The 18,883-nt window shown below is 66.7% G+C and carries 19 protein-coding genes; 2 read left to right on the top strand and 17 right to left on the bottom strand.

Annotated elements, in window-relative coordinates; all coding sequences use genetic code 11:
- Nucleotides 1-78: 78 nt before the first annotated feature.
- Nucleotides 79-645: a type 1 glutamine amidotransferase domain-containing protein gene (locus AC5RVY_RS07715; RefSeq protein WP_493954107.1), complete on the bottom strand. Its 567-nt coding sequence runs from the start codon at nucleotides 643-645 to the stop codon at nucleotides 79-81.
- Nucleotides 646-901: 256 nt separating this feature from the next.
- Between AC5RVY_RS07715 and AC5RVY_RS07720 the strand changes: the two genes are divergently transcribed.
- Nucleotides 902-2,536, top strand: coding sequence for an HNH endonuclease signature motif containing protein (locus AC5RVY_RS07720; protein WP_493954108.1), 1,635 nt, complete (start codon nucleotides 902-904; stop codon nucleotides 2,534-2,536).
- 45 nt (nucleotides 2,537-2,581) lie between these two features.
- Here the strand turns inward: AC5RVY_RS07720 and AC5RVY_RS07725 are convergent, their stop codons facing one another.
- Nucleotides 2,582-3,250, bottom strand: coding sequence for a TetR/AcrR family transcriptional regulator (locus tag AC5RVY_RS07725; RefSeq protein WP_493954109.1), 669 nt, complete (start codon nucleotides 3,248-3,250; stop codon nucleotides 2,582-2,584).
- A gap of 111 nt (nucleotides 3,251-3,361) precedes the next feature.
- On the opposite strand from AC5RVY_RS07725, the gene AC5RVY_RS07730 reads away from it, so the two are divergent.
- Nucleotides 3,362-3,628: a hypothetical protein gene (locus AC5RVY_RS07730; RefSeq protein ID WP_493954110.1), complete on the top strand. Its 267-nt coding sequence runs from the start codon at nucleotides 3,362-3,364 to the stop codon at nucleotides 3,626-3,628.
- Here the strand turns inward: AC5RVY_RS07730 and AC5RVY_RS07735 are convergent, their stop codons facing one another.
- The 15 genes from AC5RVY_RS07735 to dacB form a co-directional block, all read right to left on the bottom strand.
- On the bottom strand, nucleotides 3,629-4,600 hold the full coding sequence (locus tag AC5RVY_RS07735) for a 4-phosphopantoate--beta-alanine ligase (protein ID WP_493954111.1): 972 nt from the start codon (nucleotides 4,598-4,600) through the stop codon (nucleotides 3,629-3,631).
- Nucleotides 4,601-4,602: 2 nt separating this feature from the next.
- Nucleotides 4,603-5,496 (bottom strand): Rossmann-like and DUF2520 domain-containing protein, encoded by an 894-nt coding sequence (locus AC5RVY_RS07740; RefSeq protein WP_493954112.1) that lies wholly within the window; start codon nucleotides 5,494-5,496, stop codon nucleotides 4,603-4,605.
- Nucleotides 5,489-7,120, bottom strand: a complete 1,632-nt coding sequence (locus AC5RVY_RS07745; RefSeq protein ID WP_493954277.1) for a PH domain-containing protein — start codon at nucleotides 7,118-7,120, stop codon at nucleotides 5,489-5,491. The genes AC5RVY_RS07740 and AC5RVY_RS07745 overlap by 8 nt, the downstream gene beginning before the upstream one ends.
- Nucleotides 7,121-7,227: 107 nt before the next feature.
- Nucleotides 7,228-7,740: a PH domain-containing protein gene (locus AC5RVY_RS07750; protein WP_493954113.1), complete on the bottom strand. Its 513-nt coding sequence runs from the start codon at nucleotides 7,738-7,740 to the stop codon at nucleotides 7,228-7,230.
- Entirely contained in the window at nucleotides 7,721-8,269 is a 549-nt protein-coding gene (locus tag AC5RVY_RS07755) for a DUF3180 domain-containing protein (RefSeq protein WP_493954114.1), read from the bottom strand. Before AC5RVY_RS07755 ends, AC5RVY_RS07750 begins: the two co-directional genes overlap by 20 nt.
- The gene (gene folK, locus AC5RVY_RS07760) at nucleotides 8,266-8,811 is read right to left on the bottom strand and encodes a 2-amino-4-hydroxy-6-hydroxymethyldihydropteridine diphosphokinase (RefSeq protein WP_493954115.1); all 546 of its coding nucleotides are present in this window, start codon (nucleotides 8,809-8,811) and stop codon (nucleotides 8,266-8,268) included. The genes AC5RVY_RS07755 and folK overlap by 4 nt, the downstream gene beginning before the upstream one ends.
- Nucleotides 8,808-9,257, bottom strand: coding sequence for a dihydroneopterin aldolase (gene folB, locus AC5RVY_RS07765; protein ID WP_493954116.1), 450 nt, complete (start codon nucleotides 9,255-9,257; stop codon nucleotides 8,808-8,810). The genes folK and folB overlap by 4 nt, the downstream gene beginning before the upstream one ends.
- 8 nt (nucleotides 9,258-9,265) lie before the next feature.
- Nucleotides 9,266-10,186, bottom strand: coding sequence for a dihydropteroate synthase (gene folP, locus AC5RVY_RS07770; RefSeq protein ID WP_493954117.1), 921 nt, complete (start codon nucleotides 10,184-10,186; stop codon nucleotides 9,266-9,268).
- 10 nt (nucleotides 10,187-10,196) lie between these two features.
- Entirely contained in the window at nucleotides 10,197-10,841 is a 645-nt protein-coding gene (folE, locus tag AC5RVY_RS07775) for a GTP cyclohydrolase I FolE (protein ID WP_306637627.1), read from the bottom strand.
- 10 nt (nucleotides 10,842-10,851) lie between these two features.
- Nucleotides 10,852-12,915: an ATP-dependent zinc metalloprotease FtsH gene (gene ftsH, locus AC5RVY_RS07780; protein ID WP_493954118.1), complete on the bottom strand. Its 2,064-nt coding sequence runs from the start codon at nucleotides 12,913-12,915 to the stop codon at nucleotides 10,852-10,854.
- A gap of 180 nt (nucleotides 12,916-13,095) precedes the next feature.
- Nucleotides 13,096-14,139 carry a LacI family DNA-binding transcriptional regulator gene (locus AC5RVY_RS07785; protein WP_493954278.1) on the bottom strand — a complete coding sequence of 348 codons (1,044 nt, stop codon included), beginning with the start codon at nucleotides 14,137-14,139 and terminating at the stop codon, nucleotides 13,096-13,098.
- Between the two features lie 32 nt (nucleotides 14,140-14,171).
- Entirely contained in the window at nucleotides 14,172-14,723 is a 552-nt protein-coding gene (gene hpt / locus AC5RVY_RS07790; RefSeq protein ID WP_041651844.1) for a hypoxanthine phosphoribosyltransferase, read from the bottom strand.
- A gap of 31 nt (nucleotides 14,724-14,754) precedes the next feature.
- Entirely contained in the window at nucleotides 14,755-15,843 is a 1,089-nt protein-coding gene (gene tilS, locus AC5RVY_RS07795; protein WP_493954119.1) for a tRNA lysidine(34) synthetase TilS, read from the bottom strand.
- Between the two features lie 131 nt (nucleotides 15,844-15,974).
- Complete coding sequence (locus tag AC5RVY_RS07800) at nucleotides 15,975-17,108, bottom strand: zinc-dependent metalloprotease (protein ID WP_493954120.1); 1,134 nt, start codon at nucleotides 17,106-17,108, stop codon at nucleotides 15,975-15,977.
- 173 nt (nucleotides 17,109-17,281) lie between these two features.
- On the bottom strand, nucleotides 17,282-18,796 hold the full coding sequence (gene dacB, locus AC5RVY_RS07805; protein WP_493954121.1) for a D-alanyl-D-alanine carboxypeptidase/D-alanyl-D-alanine endopeptidase: 1,515 nt from the start codon (nucleotides 18,794-18,796) through the stop codon (nucleotides 17,282-17,284).
- Between the last annotated feature and the right edge of the window lie 87 nt (nucleotides 18,797-18,883).

Consider the following 18,883-nt stretch of genomic DNA (forward strand, 5'->3'; position numbering starts at 1 on the left):
GACTCCAACACTCTACCGGCTGGAGTAATTCCTCCGCACGGTATTTTTTCTTTAACCCTGAGGGAACAATGGGTGCTTTTAGGCCGTCTGGCCGGCGTGCTGGCCTTCGGAAATCTCCTCAACCAGCTTGCTGTTGAACGCCGGAAGGTCGTCCGGGTTCCGGCTGGTCACCAGGCCTTGGTCCACCACCACTTCCTCGTCGGTCCAGTTGGCGCCGGCATTCTTCAGGTCCGTCTCGAGCGTGTGGTACGAGGTGACGTTCCGTCCGCGCAGCACGCCAGCCTCGATGAGCAGCCAGGGTCCATGGCAAATGGATGCCACGGGCTTGTGCTGTTCAAAGAAGCTTCTGGTGAAGGCCTGGGCGTCCTTGTCCACCCGGAGGTGGTCGGCGTTAACGACGCCGCCGGGGAGCACCAGGGCGTCAAAGTCCGCGGCGTCCGCTTCTGCAACCGTGAGGTCGACGTCGAACGTGTCACCTTTTTCCGTGCCCTCGAACCCCTGCAGCTTGCCGCTCTTGGGTGCCACCAGGGTGGGCTGGCCGCCCGCGTCTTTGACCGCCTGCCACGGGCTGGTCAGTTCAATCTGTTCCACGCCGTCCGTCAACAGGAATGCGACCTTCTTGCCTGCGATGCTGTGTTCTGACATTTGTCCTCCTCATGTGAGGCGGCGTTCCGGCCGCTATTGAGGGCACGGACTACCGCTTCGAGAGTTGTTTGCCTGACAGTTTCCAGCCTAGGAAACCCGAAAGTAATAAGCAAGCTGACTATTACTGCCCTTGGTGTGCGGTGCCATTACGGCGGCGGGCGGCCGCCACAGATGTATGACGGGCGGATGGAAACAGCTCTCTACGAAAGTGGACATCGCCCCGGAAAATGTCAGACCCCCATTAGATGATCTTTGTATGGGACACGGGACGGGCACGGCAGCAGCGATGGAGGGCATTTATGCCTCCGTCGCGGGCCTCGATGCGCTCTTCCTCGAGGACGCCGCCCTGACTGGCGGCGGAGGTGCCGGTGCCCGTGCCGGTCGCAGTCGTGATGCTGGTGTGGATGTGCTGCAGCGCCGGTATGAGATCCGGCTGGAACGGATGGAGTTGATGTCGCGGCTGGAAGCGCAGCTCGCCGCGGTCAAGGCCCGGGACGCCGCAGAGGCGATCGAGATCCAGCATGCGATGACCCCGCCGGACGCGCCCGTCCATGAACGGACCTATGCCGAGATGTCCGCGGTCGAGGAAATCGCCGGGGTCCTGCCCATCAGCTCCGCCGCCGCCGGGGCACTCGTCGCCCAGTCCCGCCAACTCACAGCCCTCCCCCAAGCTTTCGACGCGTTATCCACTGGGACCATCTCCTGGATGCACGCCCGGATCATCGCCGACGAAACCGACAACCTCGACCCCACCGGCGCAGCCGCCCTCGTCGCCCATGTCCTGAACCCCAACCCGGCCCGCGGAGCCGCCGCCGGTGAACTGATACCGTCGCGGTTCCGGTCCCGAGTCCGTAGCTGGCGCGAACGCCACCACCCCGAATCCCTCGAAAAACGCCACACCAAAAGCGCCGCCGACCGGCGGATGGAATGCACCCCGGACCGCGACGGCATGGCCTGGGTATCGCTCTACCTCCCCGCCGGCCAGGCATCAGCCATCTGGAACCGCACCACCGCCCTCGCCCGCGGCCTCCAAGGGCATGACGAACCCCGCACCCTCACCCAACTAAAAGCCGACATCGCCGCCAGCCTCCTGCTCGCCGCCCCCGCAGAGGACATCCGCGACGGGGATTCTGCAGAAAGGGCCACCCCACGACAGAACACCGCAACAGGAGAAATCCCAACAACCGGGAAAGTCCCGGCACCCAAGGTCGACGTGCTCGTCACCGTCCCGGTCTTCGCCCTGCTCGGCCTCACCGACGAACCCGCCACCCTCGACGGGTTTGGCCCGATCCCGGCCTCCATGGCCCGCAAACTCGTCGCCGACGGGGCCAACTCCTTCTACCGGGTACTCGTTGATCCCCGGGACGGGGCGCCACTGGAAATCGGCCGCACCAACTACCGCCTCACCACAGCAATGAAAAAAGCCCTGCAGCTTCGGGACGGCAAATGCACCTTCCCCGGCTGCAACAACCCATCCCCGGACAGCGACACAGACCACCTCACAGCCTGGCACCACGGCGGAACCACCGGCATCAGCAACCTCGCCCAACTCTGCCCCAAGCACCACCGCCTCAAACACCACAGCCGCTGGGAACCCACCCCAGCAACCCAAAACGAGCCACCCGGCTGGACCTCACCCACCGGCCGACACTACAAACCCGAACAACCCGACCGGGAACAACCACACTGGCCACCCCGACTCCTGCCGGATGAAACGCCGGGGTTCCTGCCCGCTCAAACACCCGCGCCCTCGCCAGCGGAAAAGCCAGCGGAGCCACCTGCAGCCCTGCGCTCGGAAGAACCCGCATCACTGCCAACCGAAATGCCCCAGTCCTGGCCGAGAGCGCAAAGCCCCCTTGAAGCTGCCCTTCTGGAGCTATTAGCCGGCTAAGTGCCTTTTGCGCGCGCAGGTTTCGACAGGCTCAACGACCGGGCTTCAACGGTGGTGCTCGATCAGCCAGCCGGCCATCTCCTGGGCGCGCTTGGCTGCCTGCATATCGCCCTCTGTGGCGGAGATAATGGAGCCCTTCATCAGGATGTGCCAGGACCGGGCGAACTCGTCGGGCCGCTGGAGCCCGGCCTCGTCAGCCAAAGCTTGGACGTGGCCCCGGATCTTCGCGAGGTAGTCGATGCTGGCCTGGCCCAAGGGATGGGCCGGACCCATTTCCAGCAGGACGTTGATGAAGGAGCAGGCCTCGAAATCCTCGCGCAGGAACCAGTCGCCGAAGACGTCGAAGATGGCCAACAGCTGCTCAGTGGGAGTATTACCGCGTCGCCGGGCTTCCGAGACAATCGCGTCGACGGTCCACTGTTTGTCCCGCTGCTCAAGGAACGCCAGGACCAGGGAGTCCTTCGACGGGAAATGACGGTAAAAGGTGGCTTTTGCCACCCCGGACCGCTCAATCAGTTCGTTGACACCCACATCGCGCACGCCACGCTGTGAGAAAAGTTCATAAGCCACCAGCATGATCCTCGCTACGGATTTAGCGGCAGGGGTCTCCGGCGGGGGCGGTTCGCTGACAACAGGCGCAGAAGCCGCCGCGGGAGGCCCGGCTGACGGCCGGTCAACCGCATTCACCGGTGAATACTCCGCTTCTGGATTCATGACAATTCCAGTTTACCGCCGGGTGAGAAGACAGACCGGTCTTCCCCACTGTAGTGTTCCTTACGCGCAGTGCTTACGACAACGCAGTCGGATCGGTGCAAGGAGGCTCCTATGTCAGCAGAGCGGATGTTCCAAAGTGTGCCCTCGGATCCCGATCCGTGGATGGCGCGCGATACTCCAGACGAGATCCGGCAGTTTGCCATCGAGTCGCTTCGGTGGCAGGCGCAGGAGATCGTCGAGGAAGTGCTCCGCAGTGACGAACCCGGCGACGAGCTGGCCAGGGCGAGGCTCCGCCGCTGCGTCGCCCGGAATCCGGGCCAGCCGGAACGCGCGCTCCTGGAACAGTTGATGACGAGCCAAGGCAGGCCAGGCATCTAGCTAGGAGCTCAGCGGCATATTGTCGATCAGCCGCACCGGGCCCACCTTTGCTGCGATAAGCGCCAATGCCTCACCTCGGAACGGAGTCTCCCGGCAGTTCTCTGCCAGCGGTTCCAAACTGTCCGGATCCACCACGTCGAAGTAGTCAAGGGCCACCAGTGGGTGGGACTCCACCAGTGCCTGCGCGGATTCCAGATCCAGCGGCTCCCGCGCATTGGCCCGCTCCTCAAGCAGCCGCAACGCCCGCGACAACACCAGCGCAGCCTCGCGCTCGTCGTCGGACAGGAAACGGTTGCGGCTGGAGAGCGCCAGCCCGTCGGCGGACCGCACCGTGGGCACACCCACGATTTCGACCGGGAAATTCAGGTCCGCCACCATCCGCCGGACAAGCGCCAACTGCTGGGCGTCCTTCTGGCCGAAGTAGGCCCGGTAGGCCGGCAGCCCACCCAGTGCCCCTTCAACAGCCTTTGCCCTTTCAATACCCCGCGCTGGCTGGACGACCCCAGCCCCATCCCCGGCCGGCAGCCCTGCCCCGGGGATGCCGTAATGCAGCAGCTTGGCCACCACCGTCAAGGCGCCGTCAAAGTGGCCGGGCCGGGATGCGCCCTCCCACTTCTCCCCCAAGGCTCCCGATGTGACCCGCACCAGGGGTTCGCCGCCGGGGTACACCTCCTCAACGGACGGGGCGAAGGCCAGGTCCACGCCCTGCGCTTCCAGCAAGGCAAGATCGGCTTCAAGGGTCCGCGGATAACGGTCCAGGTCCGTGGCGTCGCCGAACTGCAGCGGGTTGACGAAGATCGTTGCAACCACCACGTCGTTCTGCTCGACGGCGGTCCGCGCCAAGGCGGCATGCCCCTCGTGCAGGGCGCCCATAGTGGGTACCAAGCCCTGTGAACTGCCGCGTTTCTCCCTGAGGAGCCGGGCACTCGCGGCATGCAGTTCCGCGACGGTTGTGACGAGTTTGATGGGCATCTTCAGTCTTCCTCCGGTTCCAGAGCCTTGTGCAGCTCCCCCAGCTGGTCAGGTTTCAGCAGTCCGCGGCCCTCGGCGCGCAGGGCTGTGGCACGCGCCATCGCAAGGTAGGCCGCCAGCACGTCGCCTTGCCCGCCGCCGTCGAACTCCCGCAAAGCCTCCGCGTGGGCTTTGACCGTTCCCACGTCCCCGCGCGCTACCGGGCCCGTGAGGGCCGACTCCCCCGACGCCAACGCGTTCTCCAGGGTTGCCCGCAGCAGCGGACCGAGCATCCTCTCAGGCGCTTCCACCCCAACATCCTTCAACAGCTCCGAAGCCTGCGCCACAAGGGTCACCAAGTGGTTGGATCCATGGGCCAGGGCTGCGTGGTAGAGCGTCCTGTCCGCCTCGGCGATGGCTACCGGTTCGGCGCCCATCTCCACTACCAGCGCCTGCGCAATCGGCAGCATGGCGGCATCCGCGGTGACACCAAACGTGCAGTCCAGCAGGCGGGTCAGGTCCAGGCTCATCCCGGTGAAAGTCATGGCAGGATGAAGTGCCAGTGGGACTGCGCCGGCCGCGCGGACCGGATGCAGGACGCCCACCCCGAACCGGCCGGAGGTGTGGGCAACCAGCTGCCCGGGCTGCCACGCGCCCAGTTTCGCCAGCCCGTCCACCAGCCCCGGCAGGGCGTCGTCGGGCACGGCCAGCAGCACGAGCTCCGAGCGCTCCACAATCTCCTGCACTTCCAGGACCGGCACGCCGGGCAGCAGCGTCTCCGCCCGTTCGCGGCTGGCATCGGAAACAGCTGAAACCCCGACGACGGCGTGTTCGGCGGCGCGCAAGGCTGCGCCAAGTACGGCGCCCACCTTGCCCGCGCCAACGATTCCGACGCCGAGGCGTCCCGGTTTAGCCATGTTGCGGGCCTTCCTGCCTGGGGACTGGGGTGGAGATGGAGGGTGGGTTAGGAGGGGATGCCGGGATGGATGCGGGGGTCGAATCGGGAGATGGAACCGGGTTGGGCGGGGATGCTGCCGTGTCGGCCGGCTCGACTACCTGCCCCGGCTCACCGCCCTGGACATCCGGGGCCACCTCGGCCAGCCACTGTTCAGTGGTCTGCCGCTTCCGAGCGAGCCGGGCACGGGCGGACTGGGCGTCGAAAAGCGCCACCGCCTCCTCCACCCCTGACTGGCGTAACCGTGGCGAAACCGGCCCCACGGTGGTGTGCAGGACCAGGTCAGCCACCCGGAACCGACGTGCCAACGGGCCCTGCTGCAACGCCATGGACTGGGTCCGCTGGTGCGGCACCACCACAAGCTCGCGCCACCAGCGGCCTGAGCGGATCAGCAGCGCCGTGTCCGTGGCGGTAAAGCCGTTCCGGCGCCACCCCAGGAGCGCCAGGATGCGGGCCCGGCGTGGCGTGGTGACGAAGCCGCCGTCGGAATCCAGGCCATGGAGCCCTGCGCCGAAGACGACGGCGGGCCGGGGCGTACCCGGATCGGGGAGCACCAGCGCGAGCATCGCCATTACGTCCTCAAGCCGGCCCACGGGCAGGAGCGTTGTCCGGGCCGAGCCCTCGCCCGCATTTTCGAGGCCGCCGTAACCGGCCACGTTGACCTGGATGCGGTACCAGCCCAGCGGACGCCACAAGGGAGGCTGGGCCACCCGCAGTGCCTGGATCCGGCCCGGCGGAAGCGTCTGCGCCTGGGTGTCCAGCAGCCCGTACCGCAGCCGGATGCCGTCCGGCGAGATGGCGGCGGTGAAGTTGTAGCCCTTGGTGAACAGGTTCCAGTAGCTTGCGGCCAGGCCCAATGCGGCCGGAATCAGGTAAAAGTAGAAACTGCGGTTCTCAGTGACCGAGGAAAGAACCACGGAAGCGGCACCGGCAAGCACCACAAAGACGCTTTGCTCGCTGAGCAGCAGGGAACCGACAAGGCGCGCCGGCGGGACGGACAGTACCGGATATTCCGGCGCCTCGGGTGCGGGTTCGTCGGGCCGGGACGCATCCAGGGTCACGCCGGCGGCGCGGGCCAGGATGGTGGCGCGGAGCTGGCGGGCGTCGTCCATCTTCAGGTAGGCAAGATGCACCGCCGACTCTCCTGCGTCTGCCACCTCGAACTTGAGCTCAGCCAGGCCGAAGATCCGGGCCAGCAGGGGCTGCACAATATCGATGGCCTGCACCCGGTCCAGGCGGGCCTGGCGCTGCTGGCGGAAAATGAAGCCGGTGTTGACCCGGACGTAGCCACCGGACACCTGGTACTTCGTGAAGTACCAGGTGAGGATGAAGCCGAGCACCGCGATGAGCAGCATGATGGCGCCCGCGGCCAACAGCCAGGGCGCCCGGCCGGCAAACTCATCCTCCAGGATGGGCCGGCCCTGCAGCGCCCGCTCAAAAACGTCCCGGCCGAAGAAAAAGCCGATTGCCGCCAGGGCCACCCAGCCGCGCACAAAAGGCGACGCCGGATGCACCCTCAGCCATTCGCCGTCGGACCCGGCTGGCAACCCGTCGGACCCGGCGCCTGGCAAACCGTCGGACGCCACTCCCGGCACACCCCTGGCCCCGGCGCCTGGGCCGGCAGCGGGAGCGGTGTTTCCGGCAGCACGGGAAGGGATGGGAGCGCCTGGTTCCGTACGCGGTCCCTCAGACGTCACAGTCCAGCCAGCCTGGCTTCGCCGCGGGCCGTGAGCTGCTCACGGAGGCGGGCACCTTCCGCGGCCGGAAGCCCGGGAATGTGCGCACGCGTGCCCGGCGAGGCGGTATGGAGTTTCAGCGTGCACAGGCCCAGGCCGCGCTCCACCGGACCCACTCCGATATCCACGTACTGCATGCGGCCGTAGGGGACGGCCATGGTGCGCTGGAAGAAAATGCCGGTCCTGATCAGCAAATCGTCGTCCCGTTCGGCATACCCAATGGCGCGGACCTGGCGCGGGATCAGCACCAGGCGCCAGAGGGCGAGGACCAGCGCCACAGACGGCGCCGCGACAGCCAGCCACAGCGGCGGCCACGCCCACTCGCCAAGGAGCACAAACACCAGCGGCAGGGACAGCACCAGTACTGTGACAAGGTTCGCCAGGGCCCACTCCACCAACCGGACGGTGACGTACTTCGGTGATACCCGCTGCCAGACGATTCCCGGCGGGTCAATCGCCCCGGTATGCATATTCGCCTTCCCCCGTGGCTTCGCCGCGCACAGTGCGGCCCGGCTTCCCGTCCGCACTGTTGGTGTCGCCGTCCTCCGGCGGGATCTTGCAGAACCGCTCCACCAGCAGGCCCACCACGATCATCACCAGTCCGCCGCCGGCCATCGCCAGCGCCAGCCAGGTGATGCCCTGGTTGCTGCGCAGGCTCCAGATCCGCAGCTGGTCCAGGAAGATGCCCACATGCCAGCCCAGCAGGACGGTCCCCGCGTACGCGCAGGCCTGGGCCAGCACCAGGGTACGGGCTGCGAGGAGCGGATCGAGCAGGGTTTTTTTCTTGGTGCTGTTGGGTTTGTTGCTGTCGCGCCACTGCAGGACCCTGATGCCAAGGATCAGCGTGATGGCAACAATCACGCCCATGGTGGCCAATGCGGTGGCCGGCAGGACGGGAGTGGCCATGCCGTAGCGGCTGGTGATCACTGTGGCGGACCAGCCCGCCACGGCCAGGATGACGCCGATCAGCATCAGGCGCAACGGGTTGAGGGGTTTCATCGCTCCTCCACAGCTCCTGCCGTGGGCAGGCCGTCGAAGTCGCCGAAGCCGTCGAACAGGGCAAGGTCGCCGAAATCCTCCGCCCGGGAGGCCAAGGCGGAGATGCGTTCGCCGTCCAGCGTGGCCGCAGGCTCGATCAGCGACCAGGGGTACAGGACAAAGGCGCGGGTTGCTGCACGGGGATGCGGGAGCGTAAGTACAGGGTCATCACTGCGCAGGTCGGCGTAGGTGATGATGTCGACGTCGAGCGTGCGGGGTCCCCAACGCACCTCCCGAACGCGGTGGTGCTTGTTTTCCACCGCCTGGCAGTGTTCCAGCAGCTCCAGCGGGGTCAGGTTGGTCTCGATGGTGATGACCATGTTCAGGAAATCCGGCTGGCCGGCCGGCCCGCCGACTGCCTTGGTCTGCACAACGGGCGAGACGGCCAGAAGGCGGACCTCCGGCGGGTCCACGAGATCCGCAACGGCCTCGGTCAGGGTCTCGTTGCGCTCCCCAAGGTTGCTGCCCAGGGCGAGCACCACCTTGGAATACCCGGAGTTCATGCGTCTTCCCCCTGCGCTGGTCTCTCCTGGTGGCCGCGCCCGGCGTGGGCCGGGCGGGCGTGGTCCATGTCTGCGTCAGCCCGAGCGTCAGCCCGAGCCCGATGCACAGTGACGGCGACGTCGCCAAAGGGCACCTCGATGGGCGCCTGCGGCTTATGAACGGTGATGTCCACGGCCTGGAGCTGGAATTCGGCCAGCAGGCCCTCCGCGATCCGCACGGCCAGCGCCTCGATCAGGTTCAGCGGTTCACCCGAAATCCAGTCAGTAATACGCTGGGCAACTTCGCCGTAGTGCGCGGTGTCGCGGACGTCGTCCGATTCCGCCGCCTTGGTGAAGTCCAGGTAGAGCACCGCGTCCACAACAAAAGGCTGGCCCTCGCGGCGCTCAAAATCGAAGACGCCGTGATGGCCGACGGCGGTGACACCGGTCAGCGTAATCCTGTCCATGGCTTGGCCTACTGGCTGGTTCTGGGGGCGGCCATGCGCGCGGCGACCTTTACGGCGTCCAGGCTGGGGCCGACGTCGTGCACGCGCACTGCCCAGGCGCCCCGGTAGGCGCTGATGGCGGTGATGGCCGCGGTGGCGTCATCACGTTCCTGCGGGGCGGCAGTCTTTCCGGCCACGGTCAGGAGGGTGCCGAGGAACCGTTTGCGGGAGGCCCCCACCAGGACCTTATGGCCCAGGCTGTCCAGCTGGTCCAGGTTCTGCAGGAGTTCCCAGTTCTGGGCGTCGTTCTTGGCGAAGCCTAGTCCCGGGTCGATGATGATCTGCTCCGGGCTGACGCCGGCGGCATACAGTTTGTCCCTTACTCCGGCGAGCTCGGCCACCACTTCGGCGGCAACGTCCTTGTACTCGGCGAGGGAGTTCATGGTGCGGGCGTCGCCGCGTCGGTGCGTGAGGATGTAGGGAGTCTTCGAGGAGGCCGCGAGCTCGGCCATTTCCGGTTCCATGGTGAGGCCGGAGACGTCGTTGATGATCGCTGCGCCGGCCTTCAGCGCGGCGGCGGCAGTGGAAGCGTGGATGGTGTCGATGCTGACCAGGGCGCCGGCCTTCACCAGCGCCTCGATCACGGGAATCACCCGGCGCTGTTCATCGTCCGGGCTGACATCCTCCGCACCGGGCCGGGTGGATTCGCCGCCGACGTCGATGATGTCCGCACCCGCATAGAACATCCGCAGGCCGGCTGCGATGGCGGAGTCAGCGGTGGCGTGCTGGCCGCCGTCACTGAAGGAGTCCGGTGTGACGTTGACGATGCCCATCACCAGGGTCCGGTCGGTGGGCAAGTCTTCGAAGCGGGCTGCCGGGCGCGGTTTGCGCAGGACGGGCAGTGGCGAGGTTGCCGGGCCGGTTCCCGGCGCTGCAGCGAGTGAATCCATGGTGTGTTGACTACCTTCCGAGGATGAGGCTCATGGCTTCGGCACGGGTGGCCGGGTCATGAAGCTGCCCGCGGACCGCACTGGTGACGGTCTTCGCTCCGGGCTTGCGGATACCGCGCATGGACATGCACATGTGTTCGCATTCAACAACGACGATCGCGCCACGCGGCTTGAGGTGGCGGACCATCGCTTCCACGATCTCCGTGGTGAGGCGCTCCTGCACCTGGGGACGGCGGGCGTAGATATCCACGAGCCGGGCCAGCTTGCTCAGCCCGGTCACCTTGCCGTCATGCGACGGAATGTAGCCCACGTGGGCCACACCGTGGAACGGCACCAGATGGTGCTCGCAGGTGGAGTAGAACGGGATGTCCTTGACCAGGACCAGTTCTTCGTGGTCCAGGTCGAAGGTGGTGGACAGGACGTCGGCGGGGTCGTGGTGCAGTCCGGCAAACACCTCGGCGTAGGCCTTGGCCACCCGCTTGGGGGTGTCCACAAGGCCGCCTCGGTCCGGGTCTTCTCCAATGGCCAGGAGAATCTCGCGGACGGCAGCCTCGATCCGCGGCCGGTCCACCTTATGGTGCTTTGAATGGTGTGCGCCGCCCTCCGCCGGGTATCCGGCGGAGGCGGGAACGTCGTCGTCGTCGAAGTGGTTCACGTAAGAAAGCTTAGCCGCGAAGGGCGTCAGGCCCCGAGTCGGGGATGCCTCCCTGGAACGGAGCGTCTTCCGGAACACCCTGCGGATGCGGCGGCTGGGCGTCCAGCGGCTCGTCCAGGCGGGCCTTCTTGGCTTCCTCCTGGGCTTCGCGTTCCGCCTGCTCCCGGCGGGACTCCACCGGGCCGGCCGTCTGCACCGGACGGGTCTCCTTGGAGAGCCACACCTCGCGGAAGTCGCGCTTGCGGATGTCACGGAAGATGTCCGCGATTTCGGCCTGGTTTAGGGTTTCCCGTTCCAGCAATTCCAGGGCCAGCCGGTCCAGGACGTCCCGGTTCTCAGTGAGGATGGCGTAGGCCTCGTCATGGGCCTGGTCGATCAGCCGGCGCACTTCCTCATCCACTACGTAGGCGATCTGGTCTGAGTAGTTGCGCTCATGCCCGGCGTCGCGGCCCAGGAACGGCTCACCTCCGCCTTGGCCCAGCCGGACGGCGCCGACGCGTTCGCTCATGCCGTACTCGGTGACCATCTTGCGGGCGGTGCCGGTGGCCTTCTCGATATCGTTGGAGGCACCGGTGGAGGGATCGTGGAACACGATTTCCTCGGCGACGCGGCCACCCATGGCGTAGGCCATTTGATCCAAAAGCTCGTTGCGGGTCACGGAGTACTTATCGTTGTCCGGGACCACCATGGTGTACCCGAGGGCGCGGCCGCGGGGAAGGATAGTGATCTTGGTGACCGGCGCGGAGTTCCGCAGCGCGGCCGCCACCAGGGCGTGGCCGCCTTCGTGGTACGCGGTGATCTTGCGCTCGTGTTCCTTCATAACGCGGCTGCGCTTCTGCGGGCCGGCCATCACGCGGTCAATGGCTTCGTCCAGGGCACGGTCATCGATCAGGTTCGCATTGGAGCGGGCGGTAAGCAGTGCGGCCTCGTTCAGGACGTTGGCGAGGTCCGCACCCGTGTAACCGGGGGTTTTCTTGGCGACGGCCTTGAGATCCACCTGCGGCGCCATGGGCTTGCCCTTGGCGTGCACCTGCAGGATCTGGTCGCGGCCAATCATGTCCGGCGCTTCCACACCGATCTGGCGGTCGAAGCGGCCGGGGCGCAGCAGCGCGGGGTCCAGGACGTCCGGACGGTTGGTGGCCGCAATGAGGATGACGTTGGTCTTGACGTCGAAGCCGTCCATCTCCACCAGCAGCTGGTTCAGGGTCTGCTCGCGTTCATCGTTGCCGCCGCCGATTCCGGCACCGCGGTGGCGGCCGACGGCGTCGATTTCGTCCACGAAGATGATGGCAGGCGAGTTGGCCTTGGCCTGTTCAAAGAGGTCGCGGACACGGGAAGCACCCACACCGACGAACATTTCCACGAAGTCCGAGCCGGAGATGGAGAAGAAGGGAACGCCGGCCTCGCCTGCGACGGCACGGGCCAGGAGGGTCTTACCGGTACCTGGAGGGCCGTACAGCAGCACGCCCTTGGGGATCTTGGCGCCGACAGCCTGGAACTTGGCCGGTTCCTGCAGGAATTCCTTGATTTCCTGCAGTTCCTCCACAGCCTCGTCAGAGCCGGCCACGTCAGCGAACGTCACCTGGGGCATGTCCTTGCTGACCATCTTGGCCTTGGACTTGCCGAACTGCATGATCTTCGAGCCGCCGCCCTGCATCCGGGTCATAAGGAACCAGAACAGCGCACCGAGCAGGATGACCGGAATCAGCAGCGAGAGCAGGCCGGAGAACCAGTTGCTCTCGATCGGCTGGTCCGTGTAGCCCTCGGCCGGCTTGGCGTCAGTGACTGCCTTCACTACATCCTGCGCACGGGCGTCCACAAAGAAGAACTGGACGCTCTTGCCCTTGTCCTGTCCGTCCAGCTGGAGGTTGTCCTTCAGCACCAGGTCAACACGGTTTTCGCCGTCGAAGATCTTTGCCTGCTCCACCTTGTTGCCGGACAGCAATTCAAGGCCCTTGTCAGTGTCGATCCGGGCTGCACCGCCGGGAGCGAGCGTTGCAAAGGCCACCAGGAGCATCCCGATCACAACAACGATCCAGATGCCCGGGCCTTTGAAGAAGTTCTTAGCTTTCATCTGTTCGGGGGCTGGCCCCGTCCCTCCTGGTAGTGCTGCACGGCGAGTACTCTGCGCGCGTGATGGTGCTGCGTCAGCTTCTAGCTATACACCGTCCGGAGTAAATCACGCATGGTGTTGGGCAAAAGTTCCCTCTGGGCGTAGCCTGCACGGCCACACCGCCGGGCGCGGGCACCAGGGCTAAAACCGGGGGCCGGCCACGGACGCGCGGGATACCAGCGGACAGTTAAGGAGTGCTGGCTCTGGAACGGCGGCACCGGGCACTGCTGTCCCCTCCACTGCGTCAATCAACCGTTCGGCAGCCCATACGCCCATTTCATAATGCGGCAGGGCAACGGTGGTGAGCCCGGGGTACAGGTTGCCGGCTATCAGTTCCTGGTCATCGAAACCCACCACGGACAGGTCCGCGGGGATGGAAAGGCCCAGCTCGGCGGCGGCGCGGTAAGCGCCCATGGCCATGCGGTCGTTGTAGCAGAACAAGGCCGACGGCGGGCTGCCGCCCTCGAGGATCCGGCGGGCAGCCTCGTAGCCTCCCTGGGCGTCAGAGGAGGCTTCCTGCACAGGTGCCGCCCCGCCGTCGAGCCCTGCGCCGGCCAGTGTTTCGCGGAAGCCGCGGAGCCGCTCGCGGGTGGAGGGTGCGTCCGCGGCGTTGTTGATGAAACCGATGCGGGTGTGCCCGGCGGCCAGGAGGGTTTCGACGGCGGTACGCGCGCCGCCGTACTCGTCCGGCACTACCGAGGTGAATCCTCCGTCCGCGCTGACAGCGTCAACGAGGACCGCCGGCACCTTGCCCAGGTTGGGTGGCGCTTCTACGGTGCGGTGGTACATCGTGGCATAGAGAATGCCGTCCACCTGCCGCTCGAGGAGCGCGTCCACATCCGCTTCGCGTGATGCCGGAGTGGCGGTGCCCGAGGTGTTGATGACCATCAGCGTGTAGCCGCGGGCCCTGGCAGCGTCGTCGGCCCCTAAAAGGATCCGGCCGGCGTGGGGCGTGGTGGCGATATCTTCGCTGACCAGGCCGAGCATTCCGGTGCGCCGGCTCCGGAGTGCCTGCGCCAGGCGGTTGGGGCCGTAGCCCAGCTGCGCGGCCGCGGACCGGACCTTGTCCCTCGTCTCGGCACTGACCCGTGCGTAGGCAACATCGTTCAGGACGTGCGAGACGGTGGTCGCGGACACTCCGGCGGCCACCGCCACGTCCTTGATGCCGATGTTTTTACGCAAAATGGGGAGGCGCAGCGTTCTCGTGGATGTGCGGCCTACTCGTAGACGTGCGGTGCGAGGGTGCCCACGAAGTCCAGGTTGCGGTACTTCTCGGCATAGTCCAGGCCGTAGCCCACCACGAATTCGTTGGGGATGTCGTAACCCACGTACTTGACGTCGATCTCCACCTTGGCGGCGGTGGGCTTGCGGAAGGCGGTGCAGATTTCCACCGAGGCGGTGCCGCGGGATTCCAGGTTGGTCTTCAGCCAGGAAAGGGTGAGGCCGGAGTCGATGATGTCCTCGACGATCAGCACGTCCTTGCCCATCAGGTCCGTGTCCAGGTCCTTCAGGATGCGCACAACTCCCGAGGACTGGGTGCCGGAGCCGTAGGAGGAAACAGCCATCCAGTCCATGGAGATGTGGCTGTGCAGCGCTCGGGCGAGGTCTGCCATCACCATCACGGCACCCTTGAGGACGCCCACAATGAGGATCTCGCGGCCCTCGTAGTCCTTGTCGATCTGCGCAGCGAGCTCGGTGATCCGTTGCTGGATCTGCTCCTTGGTGTAGAGAACGTGCTTGAGGTCTGCCTGGACGTCGTTTGAATCCACCAATGGCTCCTGTGTAGATGCGGGGGTGCGACTATTTTGCGGGCGGTTTTTGAGGCCGGAATACTAGCTTCCCACAGCGTGCGCCTCCGCGGGGACCGGCACCCGGCTCATCAACCCCGGCGGCACTCTCCTTGTCGGCGCTGTCCTTAGCGGCGCTGTCCCCGATCGGGAGGTCTGCCAGCTGCGCGAGGGACAATCTGTAGACACTTACGCCTCCGGGCAGTTCCACCGGTCCGGCTGAACCCTGCCGCCGCAGCAGCGCTTCCGCCGCCACAAGGCGCCGGTAGCTGGGCTGCTGCCCGCCGGCGTCGGCCGCTGCCTTGGCGATGACCCGGAACCGGATGGCGGGGGCCAAGGCGCGCAGGGCATCCTCCGGGAGGCTCAGTTCCCGGCCGTTCCGCTCCACGAGGGAGGCGAACGTGGTTTCCGCCACGTCCTCCAGGTAATCGGCGTCGATCTGCAGGATGGAGGCAGTCCGGGCCAGGGATTCCGCGACGCCTGGCCCCAGCTTTTCCTCGAGGTGCGGCAGCACTTCCACCCGGGTGCGTGAACGGGCGAAGGACGGGTCCGCGTTGGTGGGATCGAGCCAGGGGTCCAGTTCCTCGGCGGCGCAGATCTCTTCCGTGTCCGCCCGTCGAAGCTCCAGGAAGGGCCGCAGCAGCTGGCCGCGGGCGGGCCTCATCCCGGCGAGCGAACGGGTCCCCGAGCCTCGGGCAAGGCCAAGGAGCACTTGTTCGGCCTGGTCGTCCAGGGTGTGGCCCAGCAGGATAGCGTCCGCGCCCTGGCTGATGGCGGCTGCTTCCAGCGCTGCATGCCGGGCTTCACGCGCCGCGGCTTCGGGGCCTGTGCCGGCGGCAGCCACTGTCACGGTCCGGATTTCCACGGGGGCAAGTCCCAGTTCGTGCAGGACCCGGGCTGTTTCGGCCGCCACGTGGGCGGACCCTTCCTGCAGCTGGTGGTCCACCACCACTGCACCCACCGTCACCGCATGGCCGTCCACGTGGCCGCGGCGGGCAAAGTAGGCCGCCACTGCTGCCAGGGCCAGGGAGTCCGGCCCCCCGCTGCAGGCCACCAGGACATGCGAGGGGTAGCCTGCCTGGGCCAAGGACTCCTGCAGCATCTTGCGCGCGGTGCCAATGACGGGCGCAAGCCGGCCGGGCCGCCGTCGTCCGCTTGTCCGTGGTGCCTGGCTGCTGATAGAAGCTGGCTGCCTGCCCTGACCTGCCTGGCCGCGCTCTGGACCGGTGATAATCAGAGTCCCATCCGTTCAAGCCACAGCTTGGCATCGTGGATTTCGGGCTCGGTAGGCAGGTGGTCCACCGACTCCCATACCCGGTTGAAGCCTTCCATTCCCGCAACCTCCACCACGGCACGGACGAAGCGCGCGCCGTCGGAGTATTGGCGCATCTTGGCGTCCAGGCCCAGGAGGCTGCGGATGAACTTTTCGATAACGCCGCGGTCCTTGCCGCGGTCGTTGAACCGCTGGCGGATGGTCTTCACCGACGGCACGATGCTGGCGTCCACGGCGTCCATCACCACATTGGCGTGGCCTTCGAGCAAGCTCATAACGGCGGTGAGGTGCGAAATGGCCGCCTTCTCCTCCGGGTCCTGCAACAGGTCCAGGATGGCGCCGCGGCCGGGGGTATTTCCGTTGCCGGTGCGGTCCTTCAGTGACCGGGCGGCGGCGGTGGCCCGCTCCATCAGGGTGTCAACGTTGCCCAGCAGGTGGACGCTGAGTTCGTCGATCTGCTCGAGCATGTGGTGGCGTAACCAAGGAGCGGCGGCGAACTGGACGCGGTGGGTCTGCTCGTGCAGGCAGACCCAGAGCCGGAAGTCCTCCGGGGTGACGTTCAGTTCCCGCTCCACGGACACGATGTTGGGGGCGACCAGGAGCAGGCGTCCGCCCGACGGCGCGTTGGAACCTTCGGCCAGGGCGGCAAAGGGATCGTATTGGCCAAGGACCTTGCTGGACAGGAACGCAAGGACCGCACCCAGTTGGCTGCCGGTGATGGCGCCGCTGACGCCGGCGGCGGCCGGGCTCAGGGAGCCGCGCCTGTTTTCGAGCATCTTTTCCATGGCGGGCTTGAGCATCACGGCGAAACTTTGGGTGTTGGCCTTGGCCCATGAGGCGCGGTCCACCACCAGGACGGTGGAATCGCGGAGGTTTCGTGCCGCTTCCAGTCCCGTGATCTCGTGGACGTGCTCCACCGAGGCGTCGGCGAGCCGGCGGAGGCTGTCCACCGCGTCCCCGATGGCGGCCTTGTCCAGGACCGGGCCGGCGGGCGCCAGCCGTGCCGCCGTGGTTGCGGCAAGGTCCCAGTTGATCAGGGACGAGGCCTGGCTGGACAACGTTTGGGCTGACGACTCACCTGCAGTGGACTCCATAGGTCCCATCAGAACACAGCAGGCTGGGGATAGTCCTTAAGTTCGCTCACCGGCGAACCACCGCGCTCCCGCAACAGGGTGTCGACACCGCACGGACGGCCTGGGCCCGCATAAGCGGCGCCGGGCAGCAACGGTTGAGCGGCGCCGGGCCGCTCCTGCAGACGCGTAGGGTGCTACCGGCACCCGCAGGCCGCGAGCGCCGTGGCGGCCCGGTCCAACGCCACTTTGTTGCCCGCCGCGCCCGGGGTGAGTCCGTTGCCGATGAAGGAGAAGACCAGGAGCCGGCCGTCGGCATCCACCACATAACCGCTAAGTGCCAGCACGGTGTTCAACGTGCCGGTCTTGGCGCGGACCAGGCCTGCGCCCCGGGCTGTTGATTCCTCGCCATAGCGGGTGTCCAGCGTGCCGGTGAGGCCGGCCACCGGGAAGCCGTTCAGTGCGGCGCGGAGCCGGACGTCCGTGCCGGCGGCGATGGCGCGCACCACCTCGGTGAACTGGCGGGCCGGGACCTGGTTGCCCATGGCCAGGCCGCACACATCCACCAGCTTGATGCCGTCCACGGCAATCCCGGCGTCGGCGAGTTGCGCCCGGACAACAGCCGTGGCGCCGTCGTTGCTGGCCGGCCCGCCTGCCGCTACCGATGCCATCCGTCCCAGGACCTCCGCAAGGTAGTTGTCCGAGGCCTGCAGCATCAGGTCCACCTGCTCAGCCACCGTGGCCGACTCCACCTCTGCCAGGACAGCCGGCTCCCGGGATTCCCCTCCGCCTTCCTGGGCGGAACGGGGGGAACGTTCGACGGCGGCTGCAACGGCCAGTCCCGCGGCCGCGCCTGCCGTACGCAGCCCGGCTGCGAATTCCTCCGCCGCCGTCATGGCCGAATCCTGCGGGCGCGGGCCAGTGGTGCCGGCGGGATCATAGCGGGCCGAGTTCATGGCCAGCGGATATAGCGGTGCCACTTCACCGGCAGCCACGTCCCCGCTTTCCCAGGCAGGGTTCAGGGCCGGGCCGGTGAACAGGGAATCATCCAGCATCACCTTCAGCTCACCCGTGGTGCCGGCAGCTTTCAGTGCTTCGGCAGTCTCCGCGGCGAGCGTAGCCAGGCCCGCATGGCCCATCGCCTGATCCGCGTTCGACTCCCCCGCGCCCAGGAGGACGTCACCGCCGGCAACCAGCACCACCTGCCCGGCTTCAGGACCCTGCACTACGGAGGTGGTGAAGCGGCGCTCTGGACCGAGGGAACGAAGGGCGGCCGCCGCGGTGAGCAGTTTCAGGTTGGAGGCCGGCACCCTGCTCTCGGAACCGCCGCGGTCAAAGAGGACCTGCCCGGTGAGCGCATCCTGCACCAGCCCCGTAAAGTTCCCGCCGCCGTCGGCCTTCAACAGCGGGTCCAGCTGTGCGGTGACGCTGGATGCGAGCGGGAGGCCGGCCGAAGCGTCCAGCGGGGCAAGCCCCCGTGCGGGGGCAAGCGTGGTGGGAGCCTGCTGCCATTCCGGCGCTGGCGGAGCGGGGGCAGGGGCCTCCGGGCCCACGAAACCCGGGGCAACCAGCAACGCAGCGGGGACCATGAGGACCGTCAGGAGAGCCGCCAGCACAACGAAGGACCAGGACCGTTTCAGGCCCGGGACCGCAGCCCGCAGACCGTGGCGGACACGGTCAAGCCACGGTTCCGCGGAAGTTGTTTTGGTCATGCTGGTGCTGGTCCTCAAGTCCTGAAATTTCCCCACAAGTTCCTGATTCCAGGGCCTCTCGCTATATCCTCAATAGTAGTCGGCGGC

The organism is Arthrobacter sp. Ha26 (assembly GCF_059091705.1).

Excerpts from the sequence above, each read along its gene's own strand:
- AC5RVY_RS07730 (WP_493954110.1), top strand. The coding sequence starts at position 3,362 with ATGTCAGCAGAGCGGATGTTCCAAAGTGTGCCCTCGGATCCCGATCCG.
- AC5RVY_RS07735 (WP_493954111.1), bottom strand. The coding sequence starts at position 4,600 with ATGCCCATCAAACTCGTCACAACCGTCGCGGAACTGCATGCCGCGAGT.
- folP (WP_493954117.1), bottom strand. The coding sequence starts at position 10,186 with ATGGATTCACTCGCTGCAGCGCCGGGAACCGGCCCGGCAACCTCGCCA.
- folK (WP_493954115.1), bottom strand. The coding sequence starts at position 8,811 with ATGAACTCCGGGTATTCCAAGGTGGTGCTCGCCCTGGGCAGCAACCTT.
- tilS (WP_493954119.1), bottom strand. The coding sequence starts at position 15,843 with ATGCTGCAGGAGTCCTTGGCCCAGGCAGGCTACCCCTCGCATGTCCTG.
- folB (WP_493954116.1), bottom strand. The coding sequence starts at position 9,257 with ATGGACAGGATTACGCTGACCGGTGTCACCGCCGTCGGCCATCACGGC.
- AC5RVY_RS07755 (WP_493954114.1), bottom strand. The coding sequence starts at position 8,269 with ATGAAACCCCTCAACCCGTTGCGCCTGATGCTGATCGGCGTCATCCTG.
- AC5RVY_RS07725 (WP_493954109.1), bottom strand. The coding sequence starts at position 3,250 with ATGAATCCAGAAGCGGAGTATTCACCGGTGAATGCGGTTGACCGGCCG.
- AC5RVY_RS07800 (WP_493954120.1), bottom strand. The coding sequence starts at position 17,108 with ATGGAGTCCACTGCAGGTGAGTCGTCAGCCCAAACGTTGTCCAGCCAG.
- AC5RVY_RS07750 (WP_493954113.1), bottom strand. The coding sequence starts at position 7,740 with ATGCATACCGGGGCGATTGACCCGCCGGGAATCGTCTGGCAGCGGGTA.
- AC5RVY_RS07740 (WP_493954112.1), bottom strand. The coding sequence starts at position 5,496 with ATGGCTAAACCGGGACGCCTCGGCGTCGGAATCGTTGGCGCGGGCAAG.
- AC5RVY_RS07720 (WP_493954108.1), top strand. The coding sequence starts at position 902 with ATGGGACACGGGACGGGCACGGCAGCAGCGATGGAGGGCATTTATGCC.
- ftsH (WP_493954118.1), bottom strand. The coding sequence starts at position 12,915 with ATGAAAGCTAAGAACTTCTTCAAAGGCCCGGGCATCTGGATCGTTGTT.
- dacB (WP_493954121.1), bottom strand. The coding sequence starts at position 18,796 with ATGACCAAAACAACTTCCGCGGAACCGTGGCTTGACCGTGTCCGCCAC.
- AC5RVY_RS07715 (WP_493954107.1), bottom strand. The coding sequence starts at position 645 with ATGTCAGAACACAGCATCGCAGGCAAGAAGGTCGCATTCCTGTTGACG.